The organism is Vibrio sp. L5-1 (assembly GCF_021728315.1).
Lineage (GTDB): Bacteria > Pseudomonadota > Gammaproteobacteria > Enterobacterales > Vibrionaceae > Vibrio > Vibrio splendidus_K.
The window spans coordinates 397,325-412,135 of the sequence record NZ_JAKKCQ010000001.1; the positions used below are offsets into that span (position 1 = coordinate 397,325).

At 43.5% G+C, this 14,811-nt stretch carries 16 protein-coding genes; 9 read left to right on the forward strand and 7 right to left on the reverse strand.

From position 1 onward, the window contains the following. Nucleotides 1-12: 12 nt before the first annotated feature. From L3V35_RS01635 to L3V35_RS01655, 5 genes are all read left to right on the forward strand, one after another. Nucleotides 13-318 (forward strand): chaperone NapD, encoded by a 306-nt coding sequence (locus L3V35_RS01635; protein WP_004731320.1) that lies wholly within the window; start codon nt 13-15, stop codon nt 316-318. Beyond that, nucleotides 315-2,804 carry a periplasmic nitrate reductase subunit alpha gene (gene napA / locus L3V35_RS01640; protein WP_171329636.1) on the forward strand — a complete coding sequence of 830 codons (2,490 nt, stop codon included), beginning with the start codon at nt 315-317 and terminating at the stop codon, nt 2,802-2,804. Before L3V35_RS01635 ends, napA begins: the two co-directional genes overlap by 4 nt. A 125-nt stretch (nt 2,805-2,929) precedes the next feature. Then, a complete protein-coding gene (locus tag L3V35_RS01645; RefSeq protein ID WP_004731324.1) occupies nt 2,930-3,391 on the forward strand; it encodes a nitrate reductase cytochrome c-type subunit in 462 nt (153 codons plus the stop codon). Between the two features lie 29 nt (nt 3,392-3,420). Further along, on the forward strand, nt 3,421-4,002 hold the full coding sequence (locus L3V35_RS01650) for a NapC/NirT family cytochrome c (RefSeq protein ID WP_017105877.1): 582 nt from the start codon (nt 3,421-3,423) through the stop codon (nt 4,000-4,002). Nucleotides 4,003-4,013: 11 nt separating this feature from the next. Beyond that, a complete protein-coding gene (locus L3V35_RS01655; protein ID WP_004731329.1) occupies nt 4,014-4,151 on the forward strand; it encodes a TIGR02808 family protein in 138 nt (45 codons plus the stop codon). 143 nt (nt 4,152-4,294) lie between these two features. Here the strand turns inward: L3V35_RS01655 and phaC are convergent, their stop codons facing one another. The 5 genes from phaC to L3V35_RS01680 all read right to left on the reverse strand — a co-directional run bounded on the left by phaC (nt 4,295) and on the right by L3V35_RS01680 (nt 9,827). Then, entirely contained in the window at nt 4,295-6,121 is a 1,827-nt protein-coding gene (phaC, locus tag L3V35_RS01660; protein WP_237298178.1) for a class I poly(R)-hydroxyalkanoic acid synthase, read from the reverse strand. A 75-nt stretch (nt 6,122-6,196) separates the two neighbouring features. Then, complete coding sequence (locus tag L3V35_RS01665; RefSeq protein ID WP_237298179.1) at nt 6,197-6,544, reverse strand: phasin family protein; 348 nt, start codon at nt 6,542-6,544, stop codon at nt 6,197-6,199. 108 nt (nt 6,545-6,652) lie between these two features. Further along, nucleotides 6,653-7,864, reverse strand: coding sequence for an acetyl-CoA C-acetyltransferase (locus tag L3V35_RS01670; RefSeq protein ID WP_237298180.1), 1,212 nt, complete (start codon nt 7,862-7,864; stop codon nt 6,653-6,655). A 26-nt stretch (nt 7,865-7,890) separates the two neighbouring features. Next, on the reverse strand, nt 7,891-8,631 hold the full coding sequence (locus L3V35_RS01675; protein ID WP_054545568.1) for an SDR family oxidoreductase: 741 nt from the start codon (nt 8,629-8,631) through the stop codon (nt 7,891-7,893). Between the two features lie 530 nt (nt 8,632-9,161). After that, complete coding sequence (locus L3V35_RS01680; RefSeq protein ID WP_237298181.1) at nt 9,162-9,827, reverse strand: SH3 domain-containing protein; 666 nt, start codon at nt 9,825-9,827, stop codon at nt 9,162-9,164. A 106-nt stretch (nt 9,828-9,933) separates the two neighbouring features. Between L3V35_RS01680 and L3V35_RS01685 the strand changes: the two genes are divergently transcribed. Both L3V35_RS01685 and L3V35_RS01690 read left to right on the forward strand, forming a co-directional pair. Beyond that, nucleotides 9,934-10,509 (forward strand): hypothetical protein, encoded by a 576-nt coding sequence (locus tag L3V35_RS01685; protein ID WP_237298182.1) that lies wholly within the window; start codon nt 9,934-9,936, stop codon nt 10,507-10,509. Between the two features lie 269 nt (nt 10,510-10,778). Continuing rightward, nucleotides 10,779-11,021, forward strand: a complete 243-nt coding sequence (locus L3V35_RS01690; RefSeq protein ID WP_017062621.1) for a hypothetical protein — start codon at nt 10,779-10,781, stop codon at nt 11,019-11,021. A 169-nt stretch (nt 11,022-11,190) separates the two neighbouring features. On the opposite strand, the gene L3V35_RS01695 is transcribed toward L3V35_RS01690, so the two are convergent. Beyond that, on the reverse strand, nt 11,191-11,649 hold the full coding sequence (locus L3V35_RS01695) for an Lrp/AsnC family transcriptional regulator (protein WP_237298183.1): 459 nt from the start codon (nt 11,647-11,649) through the stop codon (nt 11,191-11,193). Between the two features lie 149 nt (nt 11,650-11,798). On the opposite strand from L3V35_RS01695, the gene L3V35_RS01700 reads away from it, so the two are divergent. Together L3V35_RS01700 and L3V35_RS01705 are read left to right on the forward strand one after the other, a co-directional pair. After that, nucleotides 11,799-12,728: a DMT family transporter gene (locus tag L3V35_RS01700; protein ID WP_237298925.1), complete on the forward strand. Its 930-nt coding sequence runs from the start codon at nt 11,799-11,801 to the stop codon at nt 12,726-12,728. A 158-nt stretch (nt 12,729-12,886) separates the two neighbouring features. After that, nucleotides 12,887-13,342, forward strand: a complete 456-nt coding sequence (locus L3V35_RS01705; protein ID WP_054545573.1) for a hypothetical protein — start codon at nt 12,887-12,889, stop codon at nt 13,340-13,342. A 33-nt stretch (nt 13,343-13,375) separates the two neighbouring features. On the opposite strand, the gene L3V35_RS01710 is transcribed toward L3V35_RS01705, so the two are convergent. Next, a complete protein-coding gene (locus L3V35_RS01710; protein WP_237298184.1) occupies nt 13,376-14,749 on the reverse strand; it encodes a HAMP domain-containing sensor histidine kinase in 1,374 nt (457 codons plus the stop codon). Nucleotides 14,750-14,811 lie beyond the last annotated feature (62 nt).

Consider the following 14,811-nt stretch of genomic DNA (forward strand, 5'->3'; position numbering starts at 1 on the left):
CGAGAGCAATTTATGGCACTAAATGAAGTGCATATATCAAGTTTAGTCGTGCATGTGAGCCCAGAGCATCTAGACGAGATCAAAGCACAAATCGAGAAATTCGATAACGCAGAGATTTACGGCAGCAGCCCTGAAGGCAAAATCATAGTAGTCCTAGAAACCGAAAACCAAGGTTTTGTAACGGACACCATCGAAGAAATTAATAATATTACGAACGTTTTAGGCACAGCTTTGGTTTATCACCAAATCGAAACTGAGCTCGACGAAACGGATTTAGAAACTGGAAGCAACAATTCTCAACTTGAGGGTGAAGTATGAAAATGACAAGACGCGCGTTTGTGAAAGCAAACGCAGCTGCATCAGCGGCAGCCGTTGCAGGTGTAACTCTGCCAGCAACAGCAACCAATCTGATTGCTAGCTCTGATCAAACAAAAATCACGTGGGATAAAGCGCCTTGTCGTTTTTGTGGTACGGGCTGTTCGGTACTAGTTGGTACTCAAAACGGTAAAGTGGTTGCGACTCAAGGCGACCCAGAAGCACCTGTAAACAAAGGCCTTAACTGTATTAAAGGTTACTTCCTTTCAAAAATCATGTACGGCAAAGACCGTCTTGAAACTCCTCTTCTTCGTATGAAAGACGGTGAGTTCCATAAAGATGGTGATTTCACACCAGTATCTTGGGACACAGCTTTCGACGTAATGGCTGAGAAATGGAAAGCGGCTCTGAAGAAGAATGGTCCAACAGGTGTTGGCATGTTCGGTTCAGGCCAGTGGACTGTAATGGAAGGCTACGCAGCCGTTAAGATGATGAAAGCGGGCTTCCGTTCAAACAACATCGATCCAAACGCTCGTCACTGTATGGCTTCTGCGGTAGGTGCATTCATGCGTACCTTCGGTATCGATGAGCCAATGGGTTGTTACGATGACTTTGAACACGCAGACGCATTTGTACTGTGGGGTTCAAACATGGCAGAAATGCACCCAGTACTATGGACTCGTATTACAGACCGTCGTCTAAGCCACCCACACGTTAAAGTAAACGTACTGTCTACTTACTACCACCGTTCTTTTGAGCTTGCAGACACGGGTTATATCTTCGAACCTCAATCAGATCTAGCGATTGCTAACTTCATTGCTAACTACATCATTCAAAACGATGCCGTTAACTGGGACTTCGTGAACAAACACACGAACTTCAAGCAAGCAACGACAGACATCGGTTATGGCCTTCGTGACGACGATCCACTACAGCAAGCCGCTGCGAACCCTAACTCAGGCAAAATGACTGATATCAGCTTCGAGAACTACAAAGCTTCTGTTGCTGAATACACCGTTGAAAAAGCGTCTGAAATGTCAGGTGTATCTCAAGATGACCTTATCAAGCTGGCTAAGCAATACGCGGATCCAAACATCAAAGTAATGTCACTTTGGACTATGGGTATGAACCAACATACTCGTGGCGTTTGGATGAACAGCCTTGTGTACAACATCCACCTTCTAACAGGTAAGATTTCTACTCCAGGTAACAGCCCATTCTCACTAACTGGCCAACCATCTGCGTGTGGTACAGCTCGTGAAGTTGGTACGTTCTCTCACCGTCTACCGGCAGATATGGTGGTTGCTAACCCTAAACACCGTAAGATTGCAGAAGACATCTGGAAACTTCCAGAAGGCACTATCCCTGCTAAACCGGGTGCTCACGCTGTTGTTCAAGACCGAATGCTTAAAGACGGCAAGATCAATGCGTACTGGGTAATGTGTAACAACAACATGCAAGCTGGTCCAAACATCAACACTGAACGTCTGCCAGGTTACCGCAACCCAGACAACTTCATTGTATGTTCTGACCCGTACCCAACGGCAACAGCTCAAGCGGCCGACCTTATCCTTCCAACAGCAATGTGGATCGAAAAAGAAGGTGCTTACGGTAACGCTGAACGTCGTACACAAGCATGGTACCAACAAGTTAAAACTGTGGGTGACGCGAAGTCTGATCTATGGCAAATCATGGAGTTCTCTAAGCGCTTCACTATTGAAGAAGTTTGGGGCGAAGAACTTGTTGCGAAAATGCCTGAGTACCGTGGTAAAACCATGTACGACGTGCTCTACAAAAACGGCAACGTTGATGCATTCCCACTGTCTGAAGCTCAAGAGCTTAACGACGATGCACAAGCTCAAGGTTTCTACGTTCAAAAAGGTCTATTCGAAGAATACGCAGCCTTTGGTCGCGGCCACGGTCACGATTTAGCACCATACGATCGCTACCACCAAGTTCGTGGTCTACGTTGGCCTGTTGTTGACGGTAAAGAAACACTATGGCGCTTTAAAGAAGGTTCAGATCCATACGCTAAGAAAGGTTCTGATTGGGACTTCTACGGTAAGCCAGATGGTAAAGCGCTGATCATCAACGCTCCATACGAAGCGCCACCAGAAGTACCAAACGATGAATACGATATGTGGCTATGTACAGGTCGTGTTCTTGAGCACTGGCATACAGGTACTATGACTCGTCGTGTACCAGAACTTTACAAAGCAGTACCGGATGCACTTTGTTACATCCACCCTGCTGACGCTAAAGCTCGTGGCCTTCGCCGTGGTGATGAAGTTCTTATCGAAAACAAACGTGGTGAAGTACGCGTTCGTGTTGAAACTCGTGGTCGTAACCGTCCACCACAAGGCTTGGTATTCGTACCATTCTTTGATGCAAGAATTCTGATCAACAAGTTGATCTTGGATGCAACGGATCCTCTGTCTAAACAGACGGATTACAAGAAGTGTCCAGTTAAGATCACTAAGGTTTCTTAAGCGCCAATTGCTTTTGGAACCTAGATACAAGATCTAACGTATTTAATATTGCGACTACTTTTTTCATCACTTTTTGAAGGAAGTAGTCCACTCAAAGAATTAGCCTTTAGGCGGAGAAATTAACCATGAAAAAACTGATTACTGCCCTACTATCAGCTGGTCTTTTGCTAGCTGGTGCAGTTCAAGCTCAAGCTGAGCTGGATAACCCAGGCGGCATTGGTGGCGTAGAATCTCTACGTGGTGCAAGTGAACTTGAAGCTACTCGCGCAGCAGATGACTTCAAAAAGTTCCCTCGTGACCAAGTACTCGAGAGTGACTACGTATACCAACCACCTCTAGTGCCTCATACTATTCGTAGCTATGAAGTTTCTCTTAACGCAAACAAGTGTCTTTCTTGCCACAGCTGGAAAAACGCAAAAGAAATGGGTGCGACTAAAGTGAGTGTAACTCACTACATGAACCGTGAAGATGCGGTACTTGCAGACGTATCACCTCGTCGTTATTTCTGTCTACAGTGTCACGTACCTCAAGCTAATGCTAAACCACTAGTTGAGAACGAGTTCAAACCTGTAGATTCACTGCGTTAATCGTAGCCAGACGGTAAGAGAGGCTATATATGATAAAATTACTTAAAGCGTTTTGGAAAAGACTCGCGACACCAAGTAAAGCAGCGGTAGGCGTTGTACTTTTCTTGGGATTCGCAGGCGGTCTTTTGTTCTGGGGTGCATTTAACACAGGTATGCAAGCAACCAACACAGAAGAGTTCTGTTCTGGTTGTCACGCTCCTATTGTTGCTGAAATCCAAGAAACAATTCACTACTCTAACCGCTCAGGCGTTCGTGCTATCTGTTCAGATTGTCACGTACCTCACGAGTGGACAGATAAAATTGTTCGTAAGGTTCAGGCATCTAAAGAGTTGTACGCGCACTTCATTGCAAAAACCATTGATACTGAAGAGAAGTTCAAAGCACGTCGTGCTCACCTTGCTGAACGTGAGTGGAAACGTATGAAAGGCAATGACTCACTTGAGTGTCGTAACTGTCACCAGTTCGATTACATGGACTTCTCAGAGCAGAGCCCTCGTAGTGCGAAACAACACTCAACTGCGCTAGCTTCTGGTGAAAAAACGTGTGTAGATTGCCACAAAGGTATCGCACATAAACTACCAGACATGCACGGCGTTGAAGGCTGGCAATAAGGAGCGATTGAATGAGTACTTTAGAAAGCGTAATTTGGCACATCCTAGGTTACAGTGCTATGCCAGTTATCATTCTTGGTGGCTTTGCAGGTGTTGCAGCCGTATCTCTTTGGCTTTTATCTATGACTAAAGACAAAGAAATCGATTAGAAATCGAAATTGCGTCAACTTTTACCAGTTATTTTTGAGATGAGTTGATACTAGAAAGCCACTGAATTCAGTGGCTTTTTTATTGTCTGGCATTTCTTACTCTACTGTTGAGGTGTTTCTACTGTTAAGTAAGAGGCAAAACGTTAAGCTTGATTTTCCGAAGCTTCTGGATCGACGCTCTCTTTATCGACATCTTCCTTATCAACAATCGGCAGTACCTGTTTTACATAGTTACCCGGTGCTTTAGCAATTACAGGGTGAAGCTCGGAACCTTGATTGAAAGGTTCGATTTTCTCGTCAGCTTCAAAGCCTTGTAACCATTGATCCCAGTGTGTCCACCATGAGCCTTCGTTGTGACTTGCGTTATTTAGCCATTCGTCAGCGGAATCGTCTAGGTTATCGTTCAACCAGTAGCCGTATTTCTTTTTCTCTGGATGGTTAACAATGCCGGCAATATGACCCGACTCACCCAGAACAAACGTTTTGTTTCCACCAGTGTTCAATGCACCACGGTAAGTCCCTTGCCACAAAGCAATATGGTCTTCTTTGGCTGAGATAAAGTAGCTTGGAATTTTGATCTTATTCAAATCAATCCAAACACCGCCTACTTTTACGCCTTTGTCTTGAACCAGTTTGTTTTCAAGATAAAGCTCTCGCAGCAAGAAGTTATGGCATTTAGCCGCAACGTTAGTGCTATCACTGTTCCAGTACAGAAGATCAAACTCCATCGGGCTACTGCCTTTGAGGTAGTTATCGATGTAATAGTTCCAGTATAAGCTGTTCTCTCGAAGTAAACTGAACGTCACGCTCAACGAGCGACCATCCATATAACCTTTAGCGTCGTTCTGTTTCTCAATAGCGTCGATTATCGTCTCATTGATGTACGCCCCAACCTCACCTGGCTGCGAGAAATCTAATAACGTGGTAAAGAAGGTCGCCGTTTTTATGCGCTTCTTCATACGCTTAGCCGCATAGTAAGCCACTGTAGATGCGAGTACCGTACCGCCAATACAATAACCTGCGGCATTGATTTGCTCTTTGCCGGTGATGTCTTCAATAGCGGTGACCGCCTTAACGACACCTTCCGTGACGTAGTCTCCGAATTCTTGGTCTTTCTGTGCCACACCCGGATTACGCCAAGACATCATAAATACGCTATGCCCTTGTTCAAGCAACCAACGCACCATCGAGTTCTTTTCTCGAAGGTCGAGAATGTAGTACTTATTGATAAACGGCGGAACGATCAACAATGGTGTCGCATTGACTTGTGGGGTCTTCGGGTAATACTGAATCAATTCGAACAAGTCATTTTGGAAGACGACATCACCTTCTGTATTCGCAACATCCACACCCAATCGGAATGCATTATTGTTGGTCATACGGATCTTAAGGATGTCGGCACTCGCTTCCACGTCCGCTTGCAACTGCTCTAACCCATCAAGAAGGTTCTCGCCATTTCTCTCAAGAGTCAGCTTCATCAGCTCCGGGTTAGTCGCGATAAAATTACTTGGGGACATTGCATTGATTGCCTGACGTGAAAAGAACGCAACACGCTCTTTGGTTTTCTCGTCAATGCCTTCAATCGAGTTGATGGTATCGATATAGCTTTTACTAAACAGCAAGTAAGATTGCTTGATGAAGCTATAGAAAGGGTCGTTCTTCCATGCATCATCGATAAAGCGCTTGTCACCACGATCTTCAGCGATAACGCTCTCGGTGTTACCCATCAGTGCAGCGTTTTGCCAGATTTGCAGTTGCTGTTCCCACCATTGGGATTGCAGCTGAAGTAGAACGGCTGGTTGGTTTGCGGCTTGCTCAAAAATTTTCGATGCATCATCAAAATTCAATTCTTGCATCGCTTTATTTAGGGGAGATTGCGCGGCTTCCTTGTTTTGTTCAAAATTTTCCCACCATTGCTGGTTCGTTTGTTGAAGCTTAACAAGGTAGTCCGAAAAGAAGTGTTGAAACATAACATGACTCCAATAATCGGAAAATCGCCACCAAGCGGCACAGGCCAACCTGTACCAACTTGAAGGCGACTAATTTTATACAGGTGTAACTGTTTTCAAGTTTTCAGTTGTTAGTGTTTCAACATCTTCTTTGAACTCTTTTGCAGCAGCTTGCATTTTTGAGCTATCAGTCATCATCTGTTGAGACAATTGAGTGAGTGCCGTTAGTTGCTGGCCGTTAAAAGCGGTAAGACTATTTACGTCTTTGATTTCACTGACTGCTTTCATTTGTGCAAGACCCATATCGGTATAAGTCTGCAACGCATTCATTTGAAGTTCAGTCATTGTTTGAACGTTCTTTGCAACCAACTTATTGAATTTCAAGTACGGTTCGAACTGCTTTTCAGTTTGGTCTGTGATTGTTTTGAAAATATCCGTGTACATAAGTAACTCCTGATAAATACATAGTTAGTGAAGAAATAGCTTAATAAAGAAATAGTTAAAAAATAAATAGCTTAAAAACCAATTGGCTCGCCTACGGCATGTCGAGTTCTAATCCTCAATACCTTTCAGCAAAACGGCGGTTCCCATTCCCCCGCCCACACAAAGCGAAGCAACACCATAATTGGTATGTTGCTCGATCATTTCGTGGATGAGTGAAACAATAATTCGGTTACCTGATGCCCCTAGAGGGTGACCAAGTGCGATAGCGCCACCGTTGACATTAACTTTAGATTTGAACGCTTCAAGCGGCAGATCATGTTGTTCAGACAACTGGTACATTACGCCTAACGCCTGTGCAGCGAAGGCTTCATTCAGCTCAAATAGCTCAACTTCTTCTAAAGTTAAATCCGCTTTATCTAGCGCTTTAGATACTGCTTCTACTGGGCCCAATCCCATGATCTTCGGGTCTAAACCCGATTGTGCGTAGCTGCTCAGCTCTACCAGTGGAGTCAGGCCGTATTTCAAGACCGCAGATTCAGACGCTAAGATAATGGCACTTGCGCCATCATTGATGCCCGAAGCATTACCAGCGGTGACCGTTCCTTCTCGGTCGAAGGCTGGACGAAGCTTTTGTAGAGCTTCGAATGTCGCGTCTGACTTCGGATACTCATCGGTATCAAAAGTGACGGTTTGTCTGCGTTGCTTAACTTCTACAGGCACGATTTGCTCGTTGAACTTACCCGCTTCAATCGCAGCAACTGCTTTCTGTTGGCTTTCTAACGCGTAGTTATCTTGTGCGAGACGCGAAATATTCAAAGCGTTGGCAATGTTTTCAGCGGTCATGCCCATGTGGTAGTGATTGAACGCATCGGTTAACCCATCACCCACCAACAAGTCTTTCATCGAGATGTCACCCATCTTGTGTCCGTTGCGAATACTCGGTGGCACAATCAAAGGAATCTGAGACATCACCTCAACACCCGCCGCAATAACGACTTCAGCATCTTGTGCTTTGATGTGCGACGCTGCGTCCATCACCGATTTCATGCCGCTGCCGCAAATCATGTTCACACCGTATGCAGGTGTTTCCTCAGGTAACCCTGCATAGATGGAAGCTTGACGAGCAACCCCCATGCCTTGACCTGCCGAAATTACATTACCAACGATCACTTCATCAATCGCATCCAACGAAAGATCTACGGACTCCAACGCGCCTTTGATCGCAACGCCAGCTAACTCGCCCGCAGATACGTTTTTTAGCGACCCGGTGAATGCACCAATAGGAGTACGTTTAGCCGCAACAATAAAGACTTTTTCCATTATTCCATTCCCTTCAGTTTCGCCAATTAGTGCATGTACAAGCCGCCATTCACAGACAGTGTTTCGCCTGTAATGTACGCGCCAGATTCACTTGCTAAAAAGCCCACTGCGTCTGCAATTTCTATAGGCGTCGCTAAACGTTTCATTGGGATTTGGTTTTTAATTGAATCAAGGACTTCAGGCTTCATTTGCTCAACCATAGGCGTGCCTGTGTAGCCAGGGGCAACCACGTTTACTGTCACTCCACTTCTTGCACCTTCAGCCGCCAGTGCTTTTGAAAAACCAATCATTCCCGCTTTAGCCGCCGAATAGTTAGTTTGTCCAAACTGACCTTTTAAGCCATTGACTGAAGAAATATTGATGACTCGGCAATTGCCCTTTTCGCACATAGGTGCAAACAGAGGCTGTGTCACATTGAAAAGGCTGTTGAGGTTAGTCTCAATCACATCTTTCCAAGCTTCGGCATCCATCTTTTTGAAGACGCTGTCACGAGTAATACCTGCGTTGTTGACCAAAACATCCACCGTGCCTTCTTCTTCTAACAACTTGCTTAAGCTCTGTGCACATTCAGCGGTGTTGGTGACATCTAATTCAAACAATCGCACTTGATCTTCAGTAAATTGCTTTTCATTAAACCAATCCAGTGCGCACTGATAATTCCCAGTAAAATAGGTCGCGATAACACGATAGCCATCCGCGACTAATTTAGAAGAAATTGCTGAGCCGATACCGCCTTTTGATCCTGTAATTAAAGCAAGCTTTTTCATTAATGGTTCCATCCCTTACAAGCGATTAAATAACAATGATGTTAATAAGATAATGTCTTAGTCGAAAATTTAACTTTACGTTTTTCTTTATTTAAACCCTACAGCTCAAAATAAAAAATTATTATTACAAATATAAAATATTTTCATATCATGATTAAAAACTAGACTTTCGTCCCAAAATCAATGAAATGTTACATGGATGTAAAACCACGCAATACTTTGATTTTAATAATGTTTATTTAATTTTACTTTTATCACCAAGCAGATAAGTCTTTGTTAATACGAGACAAACCTATATCTCTCAGCTTGTTTCAAGAAGAATGCAATGTGGGAATTTGAAATGATTGATCATGAGAATAATAACAAAACTCTAATTAGTCATTAATAAATGGTTCCTTATCATTCTATATAAACCTCAATATAATTAACGTTCTGGATTGGAAAGATGAACATTATGAATAGACAAAAAAAGCCCACTCAATCTATGAATGGGCTTAAGTAAATGTTATTAATAAATAGAGCGCAGGATTCTACTTCGTAAATATTTCATTTGTATTTACATCTAAATAAATTTTATTTTCAAGCGATAGTCCGCCGCAATAAATAAAATAGACATCTCGGTCACTGTACTTTACCGATTTCACCCAACCACCCAATTCTTCGAAGTCACTTGGGTCACATTCGCCATCAGAGCTCAATTCTGCCACCGTATTGCGGAACTTCTCTTTATGGATCTTAAGATCGTCGGATTTAACCAAATAAGAATCCAATATCTCGATGCTTTCTTTCTCAGAAATAATCACTTCATCATTGGATAGGCCAGACATCGAAACCCATTCGGCTGTCTGTGGCCCGCCTTCTTTTAGAACGATGTAATCTGAGATACGAGCCCATTCGCCTTGTTTCTCTAACACTTCGACCTTTTCACTTTTATAGAGGTAATCTGTTATCAACCCATCAATTTCAGGCTGCTCTACCACTTCGAGCTTTCTATCCAAAACGTAAAATTCGGTCTGTTCTGGTTCAGGTTGAAGATCCATGATCGGTTTTAAATCAGCTTCAGGCTGAGCAACGTCTTCAACGGACTCTTCGGTTTTGTCTGCTGGTGGTGAGTCTTTCTTCATAACAAAGAAGTAATACGCCGCTCCTCCGCCCAATATTAACAACACAAGTAAAGCGATCAGCGCTTTTTTCATCCAATTCCACCAGCTCTTCCGTTTTAGGTATCTTTCAAGTGTACATCAACTCATGCTGCTGCTCATCTATACTCTCTATAGAGAACGCAGTAAGTAGAGGAAAGTCATGAGTTTTTGGGTGAAGGTTATCATTGTAAGTGTGCCTTTGATTGCCAATGCCGCGGTCGCAAGCCATTGCGATCGTGAAAACTGGCAAACATTATTGGATCGCCAACTCGTATATGAAGATCGCTACAACCAATACACCAAAGAGTTCAACCAAGTTCTCTCAACCTACGAGTCACAAACTCTGCTATCTAAACACTTCAACGAAACACAGATCATTGAGCTTTGGGAAAAATATGAAGAAAGGTTTAATGTGCAGCTCAATAGTCATATGAATACCGCTTATGATGTCTCTGAGGTTTTGTTAAAGCAAGCATACGTAGTCTCTACTGAATTAGATGGAGCTCAATCTCTCATCCACTCATGGCAAGCCGTGGCTCAACACTGTGCTAAAGCAAAGCTACCGCGCCAAACTGAAAGCGCACAGTTGCACGTAACAAGCTCGCAATCACTCTCCCGAGATCTCCATACACTCAGTGAAAAGTTCCGTCAGCTGTCTTCAAAATACCGCAAAGAAGCCACGATGATTGACGAAGCACGCCATACAAACCAACCGACAAACGATGACCCAAACTGAAAACATTTCTAGGTTTCATCGCTTTCTCGACTGGATTTTTCCGATAAATATGCTTCCCTCAAGCCAAAATAGTCAGATAAGTCGTTAATCAAAGCTTTATCAATAAGTTGTAAAACTAATGTGCGAACTATCAACAATAAAGTTCAATTTCCGACCAATGCAAGCGAGCATATGAGATATTCATCACAAAATAGATTTACAAACGCCAAGAAATTGTTATCATGATTATTCATATAACTTAATAACAAGAAACATTTTGGCTAGGTAATATGCAAAAAACTATGGCTTTCAACTGCTTGAGTAACACGGAATGGACTGCGGAGATAAGAGGTAAACTTTTATCTGTAGCTAAACACATGGAAGAGTTCGGTTCAGTAAGTGAGCTAGAGCTATGTAAGATATTTGGAGAGACGATTTGGAATGACGGTGTGGATTATCATTCACATGCTTTCTCATTCAGAATTAACGCTCAAACTGGGGATTGTTCAATCTCTAACTTTAAGTATCACTAAGTTTTGCACCTATCATATACGGAGTGCCTTTCGCGAGGCGCTCCGTTTTTTATTGCTGCGCATCTGGTATTTGACGACAGTCTTTAAGAGCAGCGGCACCCTAGTTTAACAACGAAAGTCATTTCGTTTTCAGCTCATTTCACCCAAAGACGTCTCCCCTACCTATAGCTTAGTCAGTATAAACCGGAAGTGGCGCATTGCCTTTCACTTGCCTAATCGCAAGATGAGTATGTATATCTTTTACGTTAGAGAGCCGCTGTAGCTTTCTTGTAAATGCTTCATAAGCCATAAGATTTGGGCTAACAACTTCCAACAGATAATCATAAGCGCCAGACACCACGTGGCAACTTATCACCTCTTCCATATCTACAATTGCGCCTTCGAACTTATCGATCGACACTTCTTGATGGTTGTTTAAACTCACTTCAACGAACACACTCATCGCAATCCCAACGTGCTCTCGCGACAAGCTCACGCGATAACCGTCAATGATTCCTTTCTCTTCTAGCCTTTTAATGCGCCTTGCGCACGGTGAAGCTGATAAGCCAACCTCATCAGCTAGCTCAGCCGTGGTTAGCCTGCCGTCTTTCTGAAGCAACTCAAGAAGATGTCTATCAATTCTATCCATAGTAAATACCGATCATTGGTTAAATTCATTAACAATTCGGAAAATATTAGCAGAAATCATCAACCATAACTCAAGTTAGAACAAAACTTGCCAACCTGTGGCACACCAAGTACCTCATAATGAGTCATCATCCACTTTCCTTATTTATTATGAAGCTTGGCTATCTATCTATTATTGTCACTCTGCTCATCTGGGCGAGCTTTTTCCTTTCTCTTAAAGGCGGCGCAAATTCAGACTTAACACCTGCAGACATCGCACTGACTCGATTCCTCATACCTGCATTGGTGCTATTGCCTTTGATGTGGAAAGCACGCAGCACGATCGCTGCTGTCCCGAATCGATACTTGGCCGGTATGTTCGTGGGGTGCGGGTTGCCTTATTTACTCGTTGCAGGGACAGCCATGCAGTTTGTTCCGGTATCACACGGGAGTGCTTTGGTTCCGGGAACGCTTCCTCTGTTTGTAACAGGAATCGCGGTACTCCTTTTTAAACAACCGCTTAGCCGACACCGTGTCGTTGGTTTAGGTCTTGTTTTACTCGGGATATTGTTGTTTCTAGGAAATAGCTTAAGCAGCTTCAACTTTGAATACACCAAAGGTCACTTGTTGTTTTTGTGTGGCAGCTTAATGTGGGCAACTTTTACCATCTCAGCACGTGTTGCCAATCTTAATGCGCTTGTGAGTGCGGGTTTCATTTCATTCTGTTCCACTTTGCTATTGCTGATCCTTATCCTTACAGGAACCCTCCCTAGCCATTTAATGAGCACACCAATTGCTCAATGGCCAGTCACAGAACTTGCCATACATTCAGCGGTACAAGGCGTTGGTGCAGGTTTAATCGCGGCTTTCACTTATTTATATGCTGTAAACACGTTAGGGGCAGAGCGTTCAGCCGCCTTTGGCAGTGCAACACCTGCCGTTGCAACGTTGTTGGCGATCCCTCTGTTTAACGAGATTCCGGATACGATGACTTGGTTAGCACTTGGTTCAATTTGTATCGGCAGCTTGGTCGCGAGCAACATTTTCATGAGAAACGACCAGTCTATGCAGTATCAACCGCCAAGCCATAGTAAAGCCTGATACTGCGTTCCAACATAAATACAGTTCCCCTAAACATCAATTTTAGGGCTTGTAGTACACAGATAAGCCTACAAACGTAGGCTTATCTAAAATCTCCTTTTTCTGAGCTCGCTTCTCCATTAAACTGTCCGACCTTTTTGCAGATCCAAGAGAACACCATGCAACGCGATTACACTTTAACTTGCTTAAACAACATGCCTCGTGAAGAACTAGAAGAATTTAGTTTAAGAATGATTCATCGCCTTGTCCCTGAAGATGCAATGACGGAACTGTTTACGTTCGAACAGGAAGAAGTGACCAATGAAGAGCGTATGCAATCAGCGAAGTTTGATGCGATGCTTAGAATGACTGCAATCGCGCTGAGTGAAGTGAATCTTGCGTTTAGTGAGTCGGATAACTCGCAACAAAACATCGAGCGCATGACTCGACTATTGCTTTGGCACTTCTATGCAATGTCGTTCAACCTTGAGCAAGCGATCAGCCTTGAAACTCACTGTGATAAAGTCGAGAAGATTTTGTTGAAAGCACCGACAGAAGCGTTTGGTTGGGTAAAAGAGCTAACAGAGTTGCTTCACTTCTATGCCAAAGTGAATGACGACAAAGAAAACGGATAGACTCGAATATCTCCGAACCGAAGGCAGACAGGGCTATACCGAAGGCAAGTAGAAACTTTGCTGAAATGAGTTCTCTGCCTTTGTTGTTTCTAACACGCTGTGATGCAACATCAGTATCGACTGGGCGATTTTAGTCCCAATACCCAGCGATCCATTGGGTGCTTCCAACTCGATCTCATTGTGTATAACCACTTTCACCCGTTTTGAATCAGCTTCTAGACCAACATTCATCGATACCACCGTTCCACTTGGACTATGCCTCAACGCATTATCTAGCAGATTCAAGATCAACCTCTCAAGCAAATCACTGTCACCTACAGCCTTAATCCCATCTGGTATTTCGATATTGATCTGAACATTTTTCTGCAAGTATTGGCTTTGTATCGTCTCTAAGCACTCTCCCATCAACACATTGATATCAATCGAAGCATACTGATAGCTCGGCACAGGGTTATCATTTTTGGCGCTATCGAGTAGTGAATGGAGCTGTTCAGACAACTTGTTGCCATTGCGGTAAGCAACGTCGATCAGCGGATCCGATTGCGGATTTTGAATCTTCCATGTTTCTAAATAACCAAGCACACTGGAAAGCGGCGTTTTCAAATCGTGACTGAGCTGTAATAAGCTTTGTCTACGATGCGAGGATTGATATTCAAGTTGCAAGAATTGTTGTTGAATGTGTTTCGCCATCAATTGATAAGAACGTGCTATGGGCACTAATTCTGGTACTTGGTGTGTGAAATTAGGTTCTAACCTAAAGTCTTGTTCAGCTTGTTGCTGCAATTTATTGGTTACCGCCTCTATTGGGTTCAACAAGCTGCGTTTCACTAACAGATACGCACCAATTGCAAAGCCCAAGATAGAAACCAGCACAAGCCCTGCTAGCGCGATATATGGCGTATCAACCTGGGAATTAGTAATCACAGTATGGCGATTACTTCCAATAACCACATACAAATAGCCGACAGTAGAACCAAGCTCTTCAATCGCCGCAACAGAAAAGACTTTAGGTGACTCGGGGTTAATCGGGTCCTCTCCCAAGATAGGATAAGCCCCTTCATTTAAAAACTGTTGGATAGGCGCTAAATCGATTTGGCTCGATAATTGGGTACCTTCAGGCGCCGCATGTGTAGTGATATTGCCCTGACTATCAAGAAAATAGATGTCGAAATCAGGTCCTATCAACATCAATGTATGGAATATAGATTTGAGTGCTTTGGGGTTGTAGTCGGTACCAATCATGAGAGGATTATCATCACGCATATGAACTGCCAGATCTTTATGTAAGCTCTGCTTGGTTCTTTGTTCTATGGTCTCTTTTTGCCAATGATAAGTGTAGGCGATGACCACACTCACCAACAGAAACCACAAACTTGTGAACAATACTAAACGCGATTTAAAACTCATGTTCTCTCCTCTATGGCTCGTAGATCTTACTGACTTTTTAATAAGCTTAGAAAGCGATACAT